A 20370-nucleotide genomic window follows, 5' to 3' on the forward strand; every position below is an offset into this window, starting at 1 on the left:
GAAGCGAGGCGTAGCCGCAATGCTCGAGCCCGGCCAAAGCCAGCGCGAACGGCGGCGAAGCGTCCCGCACGAAAAAGGCTGCGCCGCTCTGAATCGTCTGCTCGACGGCCGCGGCAAGCGAGGCTGGCTGTTCGAGCAGCGGCAGCGTCAGCTCCAGCTTGCACACCGGGAGGTTGCGGATCGGCAGCAGCGTAGGGTCCAAATGGACGGTAGCTCCGCTGATCTCCGTGCTCTGCATGCCCGCTCCGATAACCGTCGCCCGGACGGTCTGATCGGGTACCGCCAGCCGGATCGGATACCGCGCGGCGCACGCTTTGAGCGTATGCGCCAGCAGCGGTCCGATATCGCCGTGCTTGGCGGCTTCGGCCAAGCTCTGCGGCTTCGCTTCCTCCATCAGCCGCCCGATGCCGCCGGATACCGTCCATTCTTCGATCGGCGGCACTTGCGGCAGCGAAGCACCAAGCGTCAGCTTGCGAACCGCATCGCGCTCTTCGGGAGCCATCATGCCCGCCAAATCGTCGAGCATGGCGAGACTCATCGCCCGGCACAGCTCCTCAAGCAGGGCGTAGCTGACGGTATGCCCCGGCTCCAGCCGGTATCCGGCAGCCTCCAGCCACGGGCGGATCGACGGCGAGACGCTCGTCACCGTTCCCCCGGCGTTCAGCTCGATCAGGCGTCCGCCGATATGGTACGTCACCGTGCCGACCGCTTTTCCCCGGTAAAATACGGCCGCATTGGCCGTCCCTCCGCCAATGTCGATATTGGCGACGGCGCCGCGCACCTCCAGCGAGCGGCGGTCCGCTCCGGCGCCTTTGCCGGCAAGCAGCCCTTCGAGATCCGCTCCAGCCGTCGCGACGACGAAGTCCCCGGAACGCTCGGCCAGCAGGTGCACGATCCGGCGCGCGTTCGTTTTCGTCGCGGTCTCGCCGGTGATGATCACCGCGCCAGATTTCAACTCTTCCGGCCGGACGCCGGCCTGCTCGTATTCTTCGGTCAGAATGGTCCAGATCCTATCCGCATCCACTTCGTCTTCGCCGAGCAGTGGCGTGCTGTGGATCGGGCTCGCGTAGATCAATTCCCGCTGCGCGATGTCAAAGCGGGGAAGACTGAGCGCGCCTGACGTCCGCACCAGCTTCAGACGGCTGACGATCATTTTGGTCGTGCTCGTGCCGATATCGATGCCTACGCTGGTAATCCATTGTGGCTCCATGCGTCCGCTCACCGCTCTTTCAAGGACCGAACCAGCGCTTCGGCCCGTCCTTCAATATTCCATCCGCCAGCTTGATCAGCGGCATCCCTTCCGCCATCGAGGCGGCGCGCATTTTCCGGTACGCTTCTTCTTCATCCAGCGCGAAGGTTTTCATGACAATCCCTTTCGCTTTCTCGATCCGTTTCCGCTCTTCGATCGACTGCTTGAGCTGCTCCAGGTCTTTTTTGAGCGAGTCGATTCTTTCCTTCTGACTGAGCGCAATTTCGACCGCCGGAATCAAATCCTCCTCCGACACCGGTTTGACCAAATAGGCGGCAACCCCGGCACTGCGGGCGTCCTGCACCAGTTCTTTCTGGCTATACGCCGTCAGCAGCAGAACCGACGTTTCCGTGTCATGCAGACTGCGAATGATGCGGGACGCTTTGATGCCGTTCATCACCGGCATTTTCACATCCATGATGACCAGGTCGGGCTTGAGCGCGGCGACGAGCTCGATCGCTTCCTCGCCGTTCTTCGCTTCCCCTGCCACCGCATAGCCTTCTTCCTCCAACATTTCACGGATATCCATTCGAATGATCGGGTCGTCATCCACGACGACGATCGAGTTCTTCATCTTGACACCTCCTCATAAGTCCGACAAATATGACGCCCCTTGATCGGCGGCGTTTAGACCGGTTTCGGCTCCGCCGGGAAAAGCGGAAACGTAATCGTGACCTGTGTGCCTTCCCCGGTGGAAGCCATCTGCAGGAGGCCTCCGAGATTTTCGCGCACAAGCGTTTCCGTAATTTTCAACCCGAGATGACCTTTGCGGGCGCTATCGCCTGTGACGGGCAGCCCGATGCCGTTATCCGCTACCACCATGCGGACGATCTGCCCGCTGCAGTACAGCGAGATCCGAATGTCTCCCTGCTCGCGGTCGACGAACGCATGCGTCACGCAATTTTGCACAAGCTCGTTGGAGACGAGTGCCAGCGTGGTGGCGATGTCGGACGGCAGCGTCAAGGTATCTCCCGAAATGGAGACGCGGATCGCTTGGTCCGGCTTAACCGTGGAGGAGACGACGTTCTTCGCGATGCGATCCAGCACATCGTTGAACTGGATCGTTTCCAGCCCGTCGTAGGCCAGCATCTCGTGGATGACCGCGATGCTGTTGATGCGGTTGATGCTGTCGCGGTATATTTTCTCGACCTCCTCCAGCTTCGTGCGGCGCATTTGCAGCCGGAGCAGGCTGGAGACGGTTTGCAGATTGTTTTTGACCCGGTGGTGAATCTCCTTGATGACAGCCGATTTAATGACGAGCTGCTTCTCTTTTTCCTTCAGGTCCGAGATGTCCCGGATCAGCATCAGCCCGAGGGCTCCCTGCTGCTGCCGGTTGATCGAGACGGTTTTCAGCTCCAGCGCGACATGCCCGATCACAAGCTCCTGACGGACGATGCCCGTTGGCGCGAGCAGCGAAGCGCGATCCAGCTTGCCGTAAAACAGCTCGACCAGGCTTGAGCCTTCCGGCGCGCCGCCGTGCCCGATCTCCTGCAGCATTTGCCGGGCCCGCGGGTTCGCATAGGTGATATTCGCCTGTCCGTCGAACAGCACGATGCCCTCGTGCATGAGCGATTGGACGCTGCTTTCCGACAAAGCGACCGCAAGCAGCGTTTCGCTGAGCTGCTCCGTCGTTTCGCGCAGCCGCTCCACGTTTTTTTCCTGCTCGACGATCTCCGAAATGTCCTGCTCCATGATGAGCACGCCGATCACGCGGCCGGTTGTGGCGCGGATCGGGACGACATTTTGCCGCATCGCGATCTGCTCCTGGGATATTCCCCGGGAACCGATGACCGGCTGGCCGGACAGCAGGCAAAACATCACGGCCGGCTCGTTGTGCGCATAAGCGTGCATACCGACCACCGACGAGCGGTAAAGCGACGGAGCCGTCGTCGGCTTGGCCTCGGCAACGACGAGCGCCGTGCCTTGATCCGCAAGCGGACAGTCGATGAACACGTCCGACTGGAACACGTCGGCGAACAATTGCAAATGCCGCGACAAATCTATAATAACTTCCACTTCTTCTGCAGATAACAGGGTGCGCTCCGCGCACAGTTCGGCAATCGATGGCATAAGCAATCCCTCACGACGTCTCGATTTGTACATGCATCGATTTTATTTTCACACAAACCGCGCTGCGAAGAAAGCCCTTACACAAGGTAAATTCTTCCTGTATCCTGCGCTTCCCGGTAGGTTTCCCTTTTGTACCCGTTGCTACACGCTCGAAGCTATCGGTTCACGAAGCCCAGCAGCAGCTCCTTCAGCTCCGCGATGCCATCGCCGCTGGCCGCCGACGTCAAGAGGATTTCCCCTTTAGGCAGCGATGACCGGAGCAGCGAGACTGCCCGGTCCGGATCGGCCTTCGGGTGATCGATTTTCGTAACGGCCCCGATGGCCGGAATCGGAAAGCCCCCGGCAAACCCGGGCGGAAAATAGTTCCGGTCGCGGGTCGCGTCCTGTATGAGCAAAATCGCCGCCGCTTGATGCGATGTCGCCATCAGCGAACGATAGTAGAGCGGATTCTCGCTGTACTCGCCGGGCGTATCGATCAGCCAGTCGCGGAACACGAGGCTTTGCGTTTTGACCGCCGCTTCCTGTTCGCCCATCAGCGCTTTGACCAACGTCGATTTGCCGGCGCCTACGGCGCCGATGATCATGACTTTACGCATGGCCTACGACCTCGTCAAAGGAGCGATTGAAAATTTCAGTTTCTCGTGCAAAAATTCGTTGACCGATTCGATCGCCATTTCGACCGCCGATACGTCGCCCACGATAACCAGAGAACCGGTAAAGCGGTCCAAATAGCCGATATCGACGTTCGCGGCTTTCGTGGCAATATCCGCCGCGATGATCGCCGTTTCCGTCGGCGTCAACGTCAGAATGCCGATCGCGCTCGCCTTCTCGATCCCGAGCTTCGTATACAGTACGGGATCGGGGTTGGCGATCACATGCGCGAGCGTAAGCTGTTTGCCGGGTACATATTCCTGAATGACCCGTTGTTTCTCCTGTTCCATATGCCTCCTCCTAACCGCCGCTGTCGTCGCCGACTTCGAAGCTGTCTACAATGCCGACGATCATGGCGTCGATGGGCACCATTTTACCGCTGAACAGCACGCGGGCCGGACTTCCCCGGGACACGATCACATTCTCGCCGACGCCCGCTCCGATGCGGTCTGCGGCGATGACCGGCTGCCCTGCTTCGCGATCCTTGAAATCGATCGGCTGGACAACCATCAGCTTCAGGTTGTCCATGCCCTCTTCCTTCTGCGTGGCCCACACGCTGCCGATCACTTTCCCCATAAACATAGGACTTCACCCTTTACTCCGCATACTGGACTGCGACGTCTTTCTCCTTCAGCAAATCCGCCGCCAACGGAGAAACGATCGTACCTTTGCCAAGGATCAGCTTTCGCACGCCCGGCGAGGTACCCGTCTGCCGCTTGACCCATTCGGCGGTCAGCAGCTTGCCTTCGAACGCGGCGCTGCCCGCCGCTGCCGTACTGCCGTTCGCGGCGCTGGCTTGAGTGCCTGCCGCTTCCGGCAACGATGTGCCGCGAGTCGGCGTCTCGTTGCCCGGCTGGCGCTGCTCCACGCCGCATTTGCGCACTACTGCTTCCGCCAGCAGCTTCTGCGGCGCGAACTCCGCACCGAGAGCCGCAAGCTCGCGCTTATAACGATCGAACAGCTTGACGTAAGGCTTCGGCAGCGTCAGCGTTTTCAGCGTACGCCGATCCGCCCGTTTCAATCCGGATATATCGTCCCCGATCAGCACGAACTTATTCAAGACGAGCGCGGAAAACAAAATTTCCGCCTTCACCGTCCCTTTCAGCCCCTGCGCAGCCCGCGCGGCATTGTCCACATCGATCTCGGGAATGACGATTCCGTCGTATTCGAGCGGCAGCTCCAGCGGCGCGGGCGCATATTCGTCGGCGGCAATGATTTTGCCCGGACCGGCGCATTCGATTTTATGCAGGCCGAGCCACGAAGATGTTTCTCCGTCGAGAAACAGCATATCGTAGCAGATTCCGCTGTTTTTGAGCAATATAAAATGATCCGTGAACGCCTCGTGCGCGGTGCTGTCGCAAAACAGATACAGCACTTTGGGCTTTTTCGCCTGCTCCGCCTGCATCGCCTGCACGAGCTCACGGACGATCGATTCGATCATCGGTTTGATCTCCATCCTTCGCTACCCCCTTTCCGCACGCGTGAAGACGCCGTTTTTGCCGATCATTTGCACCGTATCTCCGGTATTCAATTGAGCGGCGTTCGCTTCGTCCGTATCGAGATGAACGTCAAGCGCATAGCGCGGGTTCACCCGGACCACAACGTCCGTAAACGCCAGCGGCCGGTCGCCGCGGGTTTGCAAGATGATTCGGTCCCCGTCGGACACCTCAAACCTCTGAGCGTCTTCAGGCGACATATGGACATGGTTTTTGGCGACGATCAAGCCCTGCGCCAGCACGACCGCGCCCTTCGGGCCGGCCACCGTGATGCCGGGCGTGCCTTCCAGATCGCCCGATAGCCGGACAAGGGGCTTCACGCCGAGCGCAAAGCCGTCCGTCCGGGATATCTCCACCTGGGACGCCCCGCGCGAAGGTCCGAGAATACGCACGTTCTGCAGAACGCCCCTCGGACCGATCAGCGTAACCGTTTCCTGTGCGGCAAATTGTCCGGGCTGCGACAGCTCCTTCAGCGGGGTAAGCTGGTAGCCCTCGCCGAACAGCGCCTCGACATGCTCCGGCGACAAATGCACGTGCCGGCCCGAGACGCCGACGGGAAGGAGCGGCGCTTCGGGCGCCGGCTCCGCAGGCAAGGCCGCCGGAGCTTCGGCCTTCAGACGCTGAATGGCGATGCCCCGGCTTTTCAGAAAATCATTGGCCGCCGGCGTCAGCAGGTCCCCGGCCGCGATCGGATACGGATTCGGGAGCCCCTGCGCCAATCGGCTGCGTAGACTCGTTTCCGTAATCAGCGCCATAGGGATTAGCCTTCAAGCTTCGGCAGAATGAATTCAATATCCGTGTGAGGACGAGGAATGACGTGTACGGAGACCAACTCGCCGATTTTTTCCGCAGCTGCCGCGCCGGCATCCGTAGCCGCTTTCACTGCGCCTACATCGCCGCGCACCATGACCGTTACCAAACCGCCGCCGACATGCACTTTTCCGATCAGCTTAACATTTGCCGCTTTGACCATTGCATCTGCTGCTTCAATCGATCCTACGAGTCCTTTCGTTTCTACCATTCCGAGTGCTGCCAATTCTCCTGCCATTGTCTATTCCTCCCTGGAATAAAAGTTTAGTTGATGATTCAAAATTGAACTATCGGATGGAACTTACCGGATTAAACTTACCGAATTAAACTTACTTGGCTTCCAGCTGCAATTCGGATAGGACGCTGCGGACGATCTGCAGAACATCCTCCCGCGAAATCCCCGGATTGCCGGAGACTTCCGGCTGCAGCTTTTCCATCGTCCGCTCGACCGCCTGCGACGCCGCGGGGGCGATATCCATCTCGCGGATGCCGAAGGCGACGCGCTTGATGTTGAGCAGATGCTGCGGACCGATGTTGTCCGACGTAATATTGTTGCCGAACGAGCCGCAGCCCAGCGTAAACGACGGCGTAATGCCGGTCGTGGCGCCGATGCCGCCGAACGTCGTGCCCGAGTTGACGACGATGCGCGAGGCCGGCTTCTCCAGCCCGAACGCTTCGATGACGGATTCGTTCTCGCAGTGGATGCCGAGCGTATGCCCGAGTCCGCCGAGCTCCAGCAGCTCCATACAGCGGCTGCAGCCCTCCAGCCAATCCTTTACGGTGTAAAGCGCCAGCACCGGGCTTAACTTCTCCACGGAGAACGGGTACTCGTGTCCGACGCCCGTTTCTTCCGCAATCAATACCCGCGCCTCCGGCGGAACGGTAAAGCCCGCCATCTCCGCGATCACCTGCGGCGACCGGCCGACGACTTTCGGGTTCAACCCTTTGCCGATCGTCAGAATCGAGCCGACCTTGCGCTTTTGCTCCTCATCGAGAAAATAGGCGCCCTGCCGCTTCAGTTCTTCGACGAGCTGCGGCTTGATCGACGAGTCGGCGACGATCGCCTGCTCCGAAGCGCAAATCGTGCCGTAATCGAACGTCTTGCTTTGCAAAATCAAGCTGACCGCGCGGGACAGGTTCGCGCTGTGGTGCACGTACACCGGGACGTTGCCCGGCCCGACGCCATACGCGGGCTTGCCCGAGCTGTAAGCGGCCTTGACCATCGCCGTGCCGCCGGTCGCCAGAATCACATCCGTCCGCTTGTGCCGCATCAGCTCGTTGCTCGCCTCGACCGAGGGCTTCGACAAGCAGTGGATCAAACCTGCGGGAGCTCCCGCCTTCTCCGCCGCCTGCCGCATCACCCTGGCCGCTTCCAGCGAGCAGCGCAGCGCCGACGGATGCGGGCTGATGACGATCGCATTGCGCGCCTTCAGCGCGATCATGCACTTGAACATGACGGTCGACGTCGGATTGGTCGACGGAATGATCGCGGCGACGACGCCGACCGGCTGCGCCACTTCCCACACCTTGCGCTCGTCGTCCTTGCGGACGATCCCGACCGTCTTCATGTCTTTCATCGACCCGTAAACGTTTCGGGCGACGAAAAGATTTTTAGCCGTTTTATCGGCCACTTTGCCGTACCCGGTCTCTTCCACAGCCATTTCGGCCAGCCGTACGGCTTCCGCCTCGGCCGCCCGGGCCATCGCAGCGACGATGTCGTCAATCTGCGACTGGGTCATTTTTTCCAGCAGCTTCTGGGCTTGACCCGCTTCCTGCAGAAGGCTGCGCACTTCCTGTATCGCCTGCAAATCGGCGTCCAGCTTCATATCGGGTTCTCACTCCCTTCAGTCCTTCTTCTCCGTAAGCAATCGGATCAGCTCGGCCTTCGCCGCCGTGTTGATGCCGGAAGCGTTCAGCGGGAATCCGGGGGTGGTACGGGCCAGCTCGCGCAACTGCTGCAGCGAAAGCTTGGCCAGCGCCTCGGCGGATTCCCCGCCTTCCGTCCCGGAAAGCTCCGCCGGGGCTTCCTTCCGCCATATGCTTTCCAGCATGGCCGAAACGGAAAGATCCGGCCGCGGAATCACATGCGTCCCGACCAGCTTGCCTACCCTGCGGGCTTCCTCTGCACCTGCTTCCACCGCCGCACGGACGGAGGCGACATCGCCTACGATATATACGGTAATGAGTCCGGCGTCCGCTTTTTCATACGTCATGACCCGAACGTCCGCCGTCTTCGCCGCAGCATCGGCCGCAGCGATCAAGGCGGGGACGCCGATCGTCTCGATAAGTCCCAGCGCTGTTATCGATTGTGTCATCTCCATCACCCGCTTTCGTTAACCAGATTATTTCGGATCTCGCGCAACGCTGAGAACCGCATCGGCAAAAGCGCTCGCCGCCGCGCTACAAGCGGACTGGCTGCCTGTCAGCAAGCCGCCGCCGAAGTTCGTCTCCGTCGGCGGGCCGTAAAATTGGCACAGCCTGACGTCCGCCGCCTTCAATGCGGCGTCCAAGCCGTACACCGCTTCGAGCGGCGGCGCGATTAAATACGCGAGCGGCTCGCCTTCGGCGATGCCCGCCACTTGGGACAAATAAGAACCCGTTCTCGAAACGACGTGAGCGTAGTACGCATGCGTGCCCTCGCTGTTCAAGGAATAAAAGCACGCGCCATTCTCCATCAAAGCGATAGCCGCATCAAGCCCGCTCTTCACTTCGGCCGGCGTCCGGCCGCCCAGCATCCCGATAAATTCCCCGGACAGCGGGCCCGAGGCATGTGCCGATCCCGCGTAAAAGGAACGGGCATACACCACTTCCACCGCTGCCTTCTTGGTTGCCTCGTCCATCGCCGTATAGCCGACGTCGTCGATACTCGACGTGAGCATCCCCAGACTCCGGATATCCGGCTTCAGCTCCAGCTTCCGGGCCAGCTCCGGGTCCACATTCGGAATGATACGGACGGCCAGCGGCACGGCTCGAATCGGCTGCTTCACTTGGTTCACCTCCGCTGCATACATCAAAAGACGACAAAAAGGCGCCCCGGACCGAAGAACGTGCGAACACGTTCTCCGATCCAAAGGCACCGTTGCCTTCATGCTATTTTTTTATTGGTGTTCATGATTGAATTGTAAAACAAATCACTCGATATTGCAAGCGCTGTCATCGAAGTAGGCCGTCACAATTTTTACCTCGACCGCTCAAACCGGCTTATTCGCCTATCTTTCTTCTCCCGTTCGGCCGCCTCGTCTTCAAGCTCGGACATCCACAGCAGGCCCATAGAAAGCACGAACGTTATGCCTACCAGCGCGATTCCAAGCATCAGCTCCCCGATGATTTGCAGATACATCAGCACGGCGGCGGACGCCAGCATGCAGCCGAAGATGACCCAACCAATCCGCCGTGCCGTGATTCTCTTCATTTTCGTTCCTCCCCCCCGCTTCCGAATCTCCATACAACAGCTTATTCGGGGAAAAGGGGCTTTAGAAGCATATCAAAGCTTGAAGGTATTCACCTGCCGCTGCAGCAGAACCGACATTTCCTTCAAATGGCCCGAGGCACTGGAAATCTCCTCCATGGCCGCCAGCTGTTCCTCCGAGGATGCCGCCACATTCTGCGTATTGTCCGCGGCCTCCTGGGCGATGCGGGCGAGCTCTTCCAGGGAAGCGGCGACTTCTTCGGTGCCTGCCGACATTTCCTCGGAAGCCGCCGACACCTCCTGCACTTGACCGGCCACCTGCTGAATCGCATGCAGGATGCGTCCGAACACTTCGCCGGCTTGCCCCGCGGCCGCCGTTCCTTTGGACGTTTCGCTCACGCCCGTTTCCATCGAAGCGACCGCCCGCTTCGTGTTGGCTTCGATCTCCCGCAGCAAAGCGGCAATATGCTCGGACGATTCCTTTGACTTCTCCGCAAGCTTCCTCACCTCGACGGCGACCACCGCGAACCCTTTGCCGTGTTCTCCCGCCCGGGCCGCTTCGATGGACGCATTGAGCGCCAGCAGATTCGTCTGATTCGCGATGTCCGCGATCAACGTCATAATCTCGCCGACTTCCTCCGAGCGGGTCCGCAGCTCGTGGATGACGCCGCCGGTCTCGGTCATGACCGACTCGATGCGGTTCATCTGCGCGATCATCTGCTGCACGACCTCGTTGCCCTGCGCCGCGTCTCGCGACGTCTCGGCAGACAGATCGGCGACGACGCCCGTCGATTCGGCGATCCGTTCGATGCCTGTGGCCATCTCCACCATCGCCCGCTTGCATTCCTCGGCGCTCTGCAGCTGATTCTCCGCCCCCGCCGCAACCTCTTCGACCGCACGGGCCGCTTCGCCGGTCGCCTCGGCCGTTTGCTTCGCGCTGACGGTCAGCAGATCGGACGATTCCGCCACTTCGTCGGAGTGGGTCTTTATACTGGCCACCAGCTTGCGGATACTTTCGACCATATGATTGAAATGCTCGGAGACAAGTCCGATCTCGTCGCGTCCGTTCACCGGCACGGAAACGGATAAATCCCCTTCCGCGGCAAGCTTCGACACCTCCGCCATCCGTTTGAGCGGACGGACCGTTCGAATCAGCAGCCAAATCATTAGCCCGATAAACAGACCGCCAATGGCAAGGCCGATCAAAATATTGAGCAGCAGCGCGTGGTTCAAATCCGATTGAATCGACCCATAGTCGAAGTCGAGACCGAACACGGCGACCGTCTCGCCCTTATCCGTCCGAATGGAGCTCAGAATGGATATCCAAGTGCCCGAGGCATCCGTATACACGTCGGTCATGCCCGTCCCCTTCTTCATCGCATCCTCATACGCCCGCTGAAACTGGGCCGACAGCTCGTAATCCTCCAAAACCTTCGCGCCGTGTTCGTTCAAGGCCCGATTGGCCTGCATCATCTTCGCATAGTGCTTGTTATCCTTTGTAGTCATCTCGGTTGACATCAAGTAGCTGTTGGTGACGAGATTGCTTGTGAGCATTTTCTCCAGCTGCGCCTGAATACGGACGTTCGCCGGGTCGGCCATATACTTGTCGTAGCTGAGCGACATCTTTTGTCCGGCCGCTTGGATATCTGCGCTTTGCAGCTCCAGCTGGGCGTCCATCGCCTCTTGAATATACGCTAACGATTCGAAATACATAGCTCTTTCCCGAAGATACGACATCGAGGTAAAAGCGGCCGACATGGCGATCAGCAGGACGACCAGCACCCATCCGGCTTTCACGACTAAACTGCGATTTTTCATAGCATGCACTCCTTAATTGCTCAGATGTATACGCCCGCTGTGAATTGCCCGGGATTTCCCGGCTCGGCTCGCGAACGCGATTTATTACTATATATCGTTGAAAATCGGATGGAATTTTAGATGGAAGTCGATGGAATTTAAAAAAATTTATCCTGATGCCCGGGCAAAACAAAAACAGGCCGCTCCGGCGTCAATGCCTGCGAGCAGCCTGTCTTCATTCAGTTGGGCAAAAAGGACATTCCTTCTTCCACATCAGCTTTGGTTCACGTAATTGTTCAGCACGAGCGATGCCGCTCCGATGACGATAGATTGCTCCTTCAAATCGGAAGCGAGGATCTTGAATCCGCCCCGGAACGGCTCCCAGACGACCTGCGCGCACTGCTCCTCGATCAGAGGGACGATATCGCTGTAATTCTCCACCATGTTGCCGCTCAAAATGACCGCGTCGGGGTTATACATGCACACGATATTGTTGATTGCAATGCCGATATACAGCGAGGTCCGCGAAATAATCTCCTTCGCCCAGCTCTCGTCGCCGCGGGCCGCTTCGAACAGCTGTCCGATATCGCCGATCTCGACGATCCGGTTCGCTTCGTGCAAAATCGCCGATTCGTCGATGTACGTCTGCAGGCAGCCCCGCTTGCCGCATTCGCATAAATTGCCGTTCGGATCGAGCGTCGTATGTCCGAGCTCTCCGGCGCTGTTGGAGCCGCCGCGAAAAATCTCCCCGTCGATGATAAGCGAGGAGCCGACTCCGGTGCCAAGCTCAATCAACGCCGTTTTTTTCGAGCCCCGGGCGGAGCCGCACAAGTACTCGGCCAATATTTTGACCTTCAGGTCGTTGTCGATCACCGTATCGATCCCCGTCCGCTCTTTTATGCGGCGGGCGAGCGGCACGTTTCTCCAGACAAGCGTCGACGAAAACTGCACGACGCCGCGCTCGTGGTCGATAACGCCGGGCACGCCGATGCCGATGCCGATCAATTTCGAGCTTTCCAGCCCCTGCTCCTTCACCAGCCGGTTGATCGTGTCGCCAATGAGATCGATCGTGCGATCGGCTTCCGTTTCGATGGCGGTATGTCCGACCGGAAGCTCGTACAGCAGCTTGCCGCTGAACTCCATCACGCCGAAGCGCACGATCTTCTTGCCGATATCGACGCCGATCGAAAAGACGGCCTGCGGATCGATATCGAGCATAATCGCCTTGCGCCCGACGCCGCCGGACGAAAGCTCCGTTTCCCGGACGAGCCCCTGCTCGCACAGCTCGCCGACAATGCGCCCGACGGAGGTCGGACTGAGCTTGGTGATCTTCGTGATTTCCGCCCGCGAAATGGGCCGCTTTTCCTTAATAATATCAAGGATCATCTGCTTGTTGTGCTGCCGGATGACGTCTTGATCGTGCTTCACAATTTTTTTCATACGCCGAAACCTCTTTATTCCACCCATGTTAATTAGAGTCTTGACAAGCTCAGTTACCAAGTCATTGCAAGACATAAAAATGTGGACCGCCAAACTGAAAGCGGTTAAAATTAATTGGACTTCTATAATTAATCCATTGGTGTTAATAATTGAATCATAGCATGGATTTTTCATTTGTCAATATTTGTTTGTAAATCATGGAAGATGTCAAAATCTCCCAGCCCTAAGCGATGATGCCTAAGGCCGAGACCTCTCATTAGCTTTCGTAGGATTCCGGTCATGCGGGGAGCGGATACTGTCCTTGAAGCAGCTTCAACCGGGCACGGTAAAGCCGGCTCCTTACTTCGCTCTCGTCGACATTCAAAAGCGAGGCGATCTGCGGGATCGAGAGCTGCTGGCAATACCTAAACGCCATGACGATACGGTACGGCAGCTCCAGCGTCATAACGGACCGCAGCAAATCGCTATGCTCCGGAAGAGCGCTGTCGGCGTCAGTCAACGTCTCCTGCCGCAGCCGCTTCCCGGCGGCGTCGAGGACGGAGCAGGCGATCCTGTCGTCCAGCCAAGCGCGGAACGGGCAAATGTCCTTTCGCTTAAGCGTCCGGTATGTCTCGACGAAAACGCGCTGCACCGTTTCCTCGGCCAACGGCTGTGAGCCCAGAATCGCCATCGCCGTACTGAAGGCCCGTTGCTCGTACGGACGAACCAGCTCCCGGAACGCCTCCGTATCTCCTGCTCTAACCTTTTTCATCAAGCTGAATTCATCCGTACGATCCATGGTGTGCCTCCTTTTCATTGCCTTCTCATATTATTAGACAATTAACGGATGCATTTGGCTTTGAAATGACGAAAAATTTTTCGAATTAAAAAAAACCGATCCAGTTCCCCAATAAGGGAAACGGATCGATTGGTTACGGCGTTACGGCTAGTCCTCGCTTAAAGCAAAGTCGACAGCACATTCCGCATGGATTCTGGTTGTATCGTACAGTGGAATACGGCAATCCTCCTGCGATATAAGCATCGTAATTTCGGTACATCCCAGAATGATGGCTTCCGCTCCTTGTTGGCCAAGACTATCCATGATCCTTAAGTAAGATTGCTTGGATGCTTCATTCACCATTCCAAGACAAAGCTCTTGATAGATGATGTCATGTACGATCTTTCTATCCGCTTCATTGGGCACGATAACTTCAAGCCCGAACTTTTCCGTGAGCCTGCCTTTGTAAAAATCTTGTTCCATCGTAAAAGAAGTCCCCAGCAAAGCGACTTTCTTCATGCCATCCTTAACGATTTCTTGTCCCGTTGCATCTGCGATATGAAGCAACGGGATCGAAACCGATTCCGCCACTTCTTGTGCCATCTTGTGCATCGTATTCGTGCATATGACGATGACATCGGCTCCGGCCGCTTCCAGTTTACGCGCCGAATCGATCATCATGTTCGTAGCTTCATCCCATTTCCCTTGATGCTGAAGCGTCTTGATTTCTTGGAAATTTACCGAATACATGAAACTTTTGGCAGAGTGATGCCCGCCCAGCTTTTCTTTCACGCGCTGATTGATGATTTGGTAATAGAGCAAGGACGACTCCCAGCTCATGCCTCCAATAAGACCTATTGTTTTCATCAGATTAAGCACCTCTAACTATGGTTATCGTTTACATGGCCCCTCAACATCTTAAACCTTACTTCGCCAATGAGCAAGTTCGTGCCGTTGATTGCTTGCCGTAACCGCTTTTGTCTTGAAGGCCGAGAATAAATAGCATCCGATGATCACCACACAGCCCCCGATCCCTTGGATCCACGTCATTTGTTCCCCTAAAAATAAAAACGCCAAAATCACCGTGAATACCGGATTGAAATTCAAAAACATCCCCGCTGTGGTCGCGCCCAGCTTTTGGACCCCGATATTCCAAAACACGATACAGACTACGGTAGAGATCACGCCTGTATATAAAATCGATTGGATGAACGAACCGTTGATATTGGACACGGTGAAGTCGGAGAAGTTGAACGGAAGAAGAACGATAAGCCCAAATATCCCGGAGTAAAGCGTACACTTCATGGGTGATGTACTCTTCATGGCCCACCTGCTGCAAACGGAATAAATTCCCCACACGCACACAGAGCCCATCATCCATAAATCGCCCGTATTCAAATGAAAAGCCAGAAGCAGATCGACATTTCCTTTGGAAAGAACTAGAGTAACGCCAATCAGCGAAAAAAGCATAGAAAAGATTTGCAGCATGTTGATTCTTTCTTTTAGAAATAAAAAGGAAAAACCCGAAATCGAAATCGTATTTAATGCGGAAATTAATCCGACATTCGTCGCCGTTGTCCGTTCCAACGCCATAAATTGAAAGAGATTAAATAGAACAACGCCTGTAATGCCCATAAAAAGCAACGGAAGAAGGGCATCCCGTGAGGGGAATATCGTTTTTTCTTTCCACCAGACGATGGGAAAAAGACACAAAATGGCAATGATCCACCGGATGCTCGTCAAAGTCATCGGAGAAGCATGACCCACAAGCGATTTTCCGACGACAAAATTTCCTCCCCACAGCAAGCTTGTTACAAGCAGCAGCAAAACGTACCTATTCGGCATGTCATTAGCTCCTTTAAATTTTTCACCGTAACAGCGAAAAAATGGAAGCCATTGTGCACAATGACATTTACAGCGAACTCACTAATGATCATACCATTTTTGTTGAATGAACAGTTCATCATTTTGTATGATGTAATTAATTCGAAATAATATAAATTAAATACGCCATTTTGTTGAATTATATTCGTTTCTCAACTGGAAACCGTCCTATTTTCTGAATATTGTAAAGGGAGAGAAGAGCACATGGAATCTTTTGTAAGCAAAGTCCTGGATGAGGTGGATATTCAAATTTTGGATTTGATGCAAAAAGAAGCGCAGTTAAGTAATGCCGAGCTGGCAAGGCGGGTGAACTTGTCTCCTCCGGCTACGCATGCAAGGATAAAACGGTTGGAAAGCGAAGGGTTCATCAAGCGCCAAGTCGCGATTTTAAACCAAGAGAAGCTTGGCTTTGATTTACTGTGCTTTATTTTTATGAGCACGAATATCCATCAAGCCGAACAACTGGAAGTTCTGGAGAAGGCATTAAGCTCTATGCCTGAAGTGTTGGAGTGTCATTGTTTAACGGGAGAGTATGACTATCTTTTAAAGGTAGCGAACAAAGACCGCAAGGAATTGGAGGGCTTTATCCGAAAGCTGAATAAGCTCGGCATCGCGCGAATTCAAACGAGCCTGGCGTTAAGAGAAATTAAATATTCTACCGTTCTGCCTATAGGGGACAACTAATATGTCAAAAGGCCCCGGCCCAAGCCATGATAGCCCGAGACCGGAACCTTTCATTTTACACCTTTCAATAAGCCTAATTCTGCTTTCCAAACTCCGTATTCAAAGACAATCTGTACAACTGACCGCCACTCGTAAAGTTAGCTACGATGGTATCCTTGCCCTCGCTGCTGAACTTATAGTCTCCCCAATCGTTATCTACGGTTAGCGTGTAGCCTGCCAGATCGGTTCCGTAAAATTGCTGTACGGCAGCCTGTACGATAGCCGTAGCTTGTTCCTTGGTCAACGATTGTTTCGTTTTGTCGCCCAGTGCCTTCAGAAATTCCACCCGGTACACTTTTCCCGTCTTGGCGCCGATCGTTGCTGACGCTACCAGCTGCTTGCCGTCTTCATCAATGCCTAACGCTTTGTCATTTCCGGTTACAAGCCGCTTCAATTCCCACACTTCTCTTTCATCGTCTCGCTGGAACTCGGCATCGGTGAAAGGATGATCATCCGCCTTCGACAGCAGCCCCACCGCCTGCTCGGCCGTCGAAACGGCCTGCGGATCGACATCCGCCAGCTTATATTGGAGGAAGACGGCTTTCGCTTCATTCTTCACGGCATCCACCCTTACAAATTGGCGGTCGTTCGTGGAAAAATGGAAGTCGCTCGTACCCAGCGTCTCATCCCTGAAGAAGGAAGCCATCTCGAACTTCACCTCCGCGTTCCCGTACAATTGCCGAACGGCCGCTTCCGCCGTCGGCAAATATTTGGCGTACTTCCCTGTCATTTCGGCAAGCTCGAAGTTCACGCTGACCGTCAGCACTTTGTTCGAGTCGGCGTCGACCGTGACAATCGCATCGCGGGTTTTCGACTGAATGATCCAGCGCACTTTTTTCGTAGAATCATCTACAAAATATTCGTCCTTTAACGCCTCTTCCAGTTGGAACGATTTGCCGTTGCCGTATTGCTCTACGGCTTTTTGGGCTATCGTCACATAGCGCTGGTCCACTTTTGCAATCTGGATAAGTCCGGGATCGTGGAAAGGTTTCTCCACATTTGCGGCGATTGCCGGTGTGGCGGAAAGGATGCTTAAAGCAAGCATCGGTGCGAGTAATTTTTTTGTCGTTTTCATTGAAAAATCCTCCTCTTTAATCGCTCTAGCTTTGCTCGGATTCCATTCGGTATTCCCAAAACTCGCCTTTGGCATTGATCTTCGCTTTGACGGTCGCCGCCCCTTGCTTCGTAAACGTGTACTCGTTCCATTGAACGTTCGCCCGATAGCCCTCCAGATCGAGTCCGAACAGCTTCTTCACCTGCGGACCGAAGGCTTCCAGAGCTTTCTCCGCCGTATAGTACGGGGTCGCGAAGAGCGTCCGGGCTTTTGCCTCGTTGCCGTATACATCGTCCTTATAGGTTAGGCTGGCCGACGTCACTTGATGGGTTACCGCTCCGATATCCGCAATGAAACGTCTTCCCGGACCAGCGAGCTCCCAAACGTCTTTGAGCGGCGTTTTTACCCGCTCCACGCTGCTTATCCGCATCTCCTTGCCGTTCGACAGCGCTGCGTACGCTTGCTCGGCGGCTGCTTTAATTTGCGCGTTCACCTCCTTGGGTGAATATTTTAAGGCAGCTTTCGTCACGGCCCCCGTAACCGCATCGATAACGACTTCGGCACGCTCGCCGCGAATGATCCATTCGTTCTGATCCTTCGTCTTGAGCCGTTGTCCTTGTTCGAACCACCCGTTCTGTCCGGGGTCCAGCTCCTGCATCGCCTGCTCCGCTTTATGCCTCAGCGCATCATCCAGCTTATCGTACGCATAATTGCGGCGAAGAATAAACGGCTCGCCTGTTGCTTTATCTACGATGACCATGCCGGCATCCTCCCCCTTCAAATGGAGGAACCACCGGTCGTTCAGCTCGGTTACCCCATACATTTCGATAAGCTCGCCGGTAACCAGTTCGCGCATGACTTTCTCTGCTTTGGCTACGATCTCGGGCTTGTTCAAGTCCTCTACGGTCATATCGAATGCCCTGGGCACTTCCGGCAGCGCCGGAGCAGACGACGGTTCGAGTGGGATGCTCCAGCTTACCGGATTGGCCTTCGTATACCGGTTGTAAGTCATCGTCACGCGATCGGGAACGGCAGCAACGTCCTGGAAGAAAAACAGCGTACGGTTGCGGTAATTGCCCTTCTCGTCCTGCGATAGCAATGCCACCTGTTGCCCGGGAATCATCTCGCGGCCTTGACCGTCTTTCAAGGTCCACTTCAAATCAAGCGTATCCGCGCCAAGCTGCTGGTCGGCTTCAATGACCCAACCTTTCCCTTGGAATACTTCGCGGCCGTCAGACAAGCGTTCCTCGGCTTCCTGCGTTTTCATACGCGCCGAAAAGGCGAGCTTTTTACCTTCGGCTTCCTTTATCAGAGGCTGCTTCATGACTTCCTTCGGATCGAACGAGACGGAGAAATCCTTAGCCATCCGCTCCTCCGTGTACACCGTCGTTAATTCAAGCTTCAAGTCCTTGGCATCGCGGAAAGGCAGGAAAGGATGCCAAAAGCGCATTTTTCCGCTGCTGCCCTGCCCGTTTGCAAATTGCGGAAGGGCGTTTTTGCTCCCAATGGCGAGGTCGTGCCACCGCAAAAAATCCTGCGCTGCAATCACGCGTCCTTGCCCGTCCTTGATCTCGTAACGGAAGGAAGGGTCGACTTGATACGAGCGTTTCCACTCCTGCGTTTCATTGACCTGAATAAGCATCTCCGACTTGCTCGGTCCGTGGCGGAGCTGAAGGAAGTCGAGACTGAATCCGAATGGCGACTCATACCGTTTGTTCAGCGGGATGACCGCGGACGACGCCTTTGCCTTCGCCAGATCGATCGGCACGTTCAGATGCCATTTCCCCGGCGTCTCTCCAATTAGCGTTACATTGAAATCGACGAAGAGCTTGTTCGGAATATCCGCCAAGGACTTCACTTCTTTCCCGGGTGCGACTTCATCCAGCGAAAGGTAAAGCATCAGGTCGTTCCCGACTTTTTTCCACTGCTGAAGTAGATTTAACTCCTTCCCGTTCTCATCCGTAAACGTATATTCGTTCACGTACGGGTCTTGCTCGGGATCGGTCGGCGTAAAGTTCTCGAACAACAGGTCCGTATCCAGCGGCTTCCCGTCCTTTTCCAGTCCGTACACAATCGACAGGCGGAAGACGTCGTTCACCACTTCCTTGACCTTGAGCGTAATGCCCTGATCCGTCACCTCGCGGTTTACCGGCTCGGCGAAGCCTTCGTCCGCCGCTTTCTTCAAGCCCTCGTCCACGTTATAGAAAGTAAACAACGATTTGACATACGAGGCGAAGGTCGGAGACGTGGCTGCCCCCAAAGCGACGACCAGACCGGCGCTTGCCGCAGCGATGGCCGCCGTCTTGGCCAGCTTGCTTTGCCAACTGCGAAGTCCAAGCTCCCGCCGGGCCTGCTCGATCCCCAGCTTGCTCCGCTCGCGCAGCTCCTGGGGAATTTCGATGGATTCGATTTCTTCGGTCACTTTGTTGCTCATGAAATCTCACCTCTCGTTAAACGTTGCCGGAGCTTGTTCAAGCCTCGGTACAGGATCGTCTTGGTCGAGCCCAGCGGCAGATTCAACAGCTCGGCAATCGATTGAATCGTATAATCCTGGTAATATTTCAGCATAATGACGCTTTTCTCGTTCGTATCGAGCTTTTCGATCAAATCGTTCAACGTCAGCGAAAGGGCAATCTCCTCATCGCCACCGTCGTCCCGGCCCCCGCTCAATTGCTCCGCATCCTCCGTTTCGAACGGAATGATCTTGTTCCGCTGGCGCAGCACGTTCATGGAACAGTTCATCGCAATTTTGATCAGCCATGTCTTAAAATATTGCGGCTCTCTCAAGCTTTGGATCGATTTGAACGAAAGATAGGCGGTTTCTTGCACAACGTCCAGCGCGTCCTCCTTATTGCCGACGTGGACATACGCCGTCCGGTAAATCGTCTCTTCAAAGTGCTGGAACAATTGCAAATACGCTTTGTCGTTGCCCTTTTGCGCCTTCTTGACTAGCTTTTCTATATCCATGCGGTCACCCCCGGCTCCTTGCCTTCTCATACTATTAGACCATGGACAGACGCATTTGGCTTT

The 20370-nt window shown here is 55.8% G+C and carries 22 protein-coding genes; 1 reads left to right on the forward strand and 21 read right to left on the reverse strand.

The annotated features are described in order from the left end of the window. The 18 genes from QJ48_RS12055 to QJ48_RS12140 all read right to left on the reverse strand — a co-directional run. On the reverse strand, positions 1 to 1210 hold a 1210-nt coding region (locus QJ48_RS12055), incomplete at its 3' end, for an ethanolamine ammonia-lyase reactivating factor EutA (RefSeq protein ID WP_054973845.1). A gap of 19 nt (positions 1211 to 1229) precedes the next feature. Then, entirely contained in the window at positions 1230 to 1823 is a 594-nt protein-coding gene (locus QJ48_RS12060) for an ANTAR domain-containing response regulator (protein WP_054973846.1), read from the reverse strand. A gap of 53 nt (positions 1824 to 1876) precedes the next feature. Beyond that, a complete protein-coding gene (locus QJ48_RS12065; RefSeq protein ID WP_054973847.1) occupies positions 1877 to 3319 on the reverse strand; it encodes a sensor histidine kinase in 1443 nt (480 codons plus the stop codon). Between the two features lie 155 nt (positions 3320 to 3474). Continuing rightward, the gene (locus tag QJ48_RS12070; RefSeq protein WP_054973848.1) at positions 3475 to 3915 is read right to left on the reverse strand and encodes a EutP/PduV family microcompartment system protein; all 441 of its coding nucleotides are present in this window, start codon (positions 3913 to 3915) and stop codon (positions 3475 to 3477) included. Between the two features lie 3 nt (positions 3916 to 3918). Continuing rightward, entirely contained in the window at positions 3919 to 4260 is a 342-nt protein-coding gene (gene eutS, locus QJ48_RS12075) for an ethanolamine utilization microcompartment protein EutS (protein ID WP_036676849.1), read from the reverse strand. A gap of 10 nt (positions 4261 to 4270) precedes the next feature. Next, on the reverse strand, positions 4271 to 4552 hold the full coding sequence (locus tag QJ48_RS12080) for a EutN/CcmL family microcompartment protein (protein ID WP_025848820.1): 282 nt from the start codon (positions 4550 to 4552) through the stop codon (positions 4271 to 4273). 13 nt (positions 4553 to 4565) lie between these two features. Beyond that, the gene (locus QJ48_RS12085) at positions 4566 to 5426 is read right to left on the reverse strand and encodes a hypothetical protein (RefSeq protein ID WP_054973849.1); all 861 of its coding nucleotides are present in this window, start codon (positions 5424 to 5426) and stop codon (positions 4566 to 4568) included. A 6-nt stretch (positions 5427 to 5432) separates the two neighbouring features. Continuing rightward, complete coding sequence (gene pduL / locus QJ48_RS12090; protein ID WP_054973850.1) at positions 5433 to 6221, reverse strand: phosphate propanoyltransferase; 789 nt, start codon at positions 6219 to 6221, stop codon at positions 5433 to 5435. Positions 6222 to 6226: 5 nt separating this feature from the next. Further along, positions 6227 to 6514 carry an ethanolamine utilization microcompartment protein EutM gene (gene eutM / locus QJ48_RS12095; protein WP_010499900.1) on the reverse strand — a complete coding sequence of 96 codons (288 nt, stop codon included), beginning with the start codon at positions 6512 to 6514 and terminating at the stop codon, positions 6227 to 6229. A gap of 91 nt (positions 6515 to 6605) precedes the next feature. Then, positions 6606 to 8102 carry an acetaldehyde dehydrogenase (acetylating) gene (locus QJ48_RS12100; RefSeq protein ID WP_063858074.1) on the reverse strand — a complete coding sequence of 499 codons (1497 nt, stop codon included), beginning with the start codon at positions 8100 to 8102 and terminating at the stop codon, positions 6606 to 6608. 18 nt (positions 8103 to 8120) lie between these two features. Further along, positions 8121 to 8591, reverse strand: coding sequence for a BMC domain-containing protein (locus QJ48_RS12105; protein ID WP_054973851.1), 471 nt, complete (start codon positions 8589 to 8591; stop codon positions 8121 to 8123). A 27-nt stretch (positions 8592 to 8618) separates the two neighbouring features. Next, positions 8619 to 9263, reverse strand: a complete 645-nt coding sequence (gene eutL, locus QJ48_RS12110; RefSeq protein ID WP_054973852.1) for an ethanolamine utilization microcompartment protein EutL — start codon at positions 9261 to 9263, stop codon at positions 8619 to 8621. Between the two features lie 191 nt (positions 9264 to 9454). Further along, positions 9455 to 9688 carry a hypothetical protein gene (locus QJ48_RS12115; RefSeq protein WP_054973853.1) on the reverse strand — a complete coding sequence of 78 codons (234 nt, stop codon included), beginning with the start codon at positions 9686 to 9688 and terminating at the stop codon, positions 9455 to 9457. A 72-nt stretch (positions 9689 to 9760) separates the two neighbouring features. Next, entirely contained in the window at positions 9761 to 11503 is a 1743-nt protein-coding gene (locus tag QJ48_RS12120) for a methyl-accepting chemotaxis protein (RefSeq protein WP_054973854.1), read from the reverse strand. Between the two features lie 252 nt (positions 11504 to 11755). Next, positions 11756 to 12922, reverse strand: coding sequence for an ROK family transcriptional regulator (locus QJ48_RS12125; protein WP_054973855.1), 1167 nt, complete (start codon positions 12920 to 12922; stop codon positions 11756 to 11758). A gap of 277 nt (positions 12923 to 13199) precedes the next feature. Continuing rightward, on the reverse strand, positions 13200 to 13700 hold the full coding sequence (locus tag QJ48_RS12130; RefSeq protein ID WP_054973856.1) for an RNA polymerase sigma factor: 501 nt from the start codon (positions 13698 to 13700) through the stop codon (positions 13200 to 13202). Between the two features lie 147 nt (positions 13701 to 13847). Beyond that, complete coding sequence (locus QJ48_RS12135) at positions 13848 to 14546, reverse strand: aspartate/glutamate racemase family protein (protein ID WP_054973857.1); 699 nt, start codon at positions 14544 to 14546, stop codon at positions 13848 to 13850. A 51-nt stretch (positions 14547 to 14597) separates the two neighbouring features. Further along, entirely contained in the window at positions 14598 to 15524 is a 927-nt protein-coding gene (locus QJ48_RS12140) for a DMT family transporter (protein WP_054973858.1), read from the reverse strand. A gap of 243 nt (positions 15525 to 15767) precedes the next feature. Between QJ48_RS12140 and QJ48_RS12145 the strand changes: the two genes are divergently transcribed. Beyond that, on the forward strand, positions 15768 to 16247 hold the full coding sequence (locus QJ48_RS12145; RefSeq protein ID WP_054973859.1) for an Lrp/AsnC family transcriptional regulator: 480 nt from the start codon (positions 15768 to 15770) through the stop codon (positions 16245 to 16247). Between the two features lie 73 nt (positions 16248 to 16320). On the opposite strand, the gene QJ48_RS12150 is transcribed toward QJ48_RS12145, so the two are convergent. From QJ48_RS12150 to QJ48_RS12160, 3 genes are read right to left on the reverse strand one after another with little or no spacing between them, the layout of a single operon-like run. After that, entirely contained in the window at positions 16321 to 17361 is a 1041-nt protein-coding gene (locus QJ48_RS12150; protein ID WP_054973860.1) for a hypothetical protein, read from the reverse strand. Positions 17362 to 17386: 25 nt separating this feature from the next. Then, on the reverse strand, positions 17387 to 19774 hold the full coding sequence (locus QJ48_RS12155) for a DUF4179 domain-containing protein (RefSeq protein WP_054973861.1): 2388 nt from the start codon (positions 19772 to 19774) through the stop codon (positions 17387 to 17389). Beyond that, positions 19771 to 20307 carry a sigma-70 family RNA polymerase sigma factor gene (locus QJ48_RS12160; protein WP_054973862.1) on the reverse strand — a complete coding sequence of 179 codons (537 nt, stop codon included), beginning with the start codon at positions 20305 to 20307 and terminating at the stop codon, positions 19771 to 19773. Before QJ48_RS12160 ends, QJ48_RS12155 begins: the two co-directional genes overlap by 4 nt. Positions 20308 to 20370 lie beyond the last annotated feature (63 nt).

The sequence above is a fragment of the Paenibacillus sp. A3 genome (genome assembly GCF_001399685.1).
GTDB lineage: Bacteria > Bacillota > Bacilli > Paenibacillales > NBRC-103111 > Paenibacillus_G.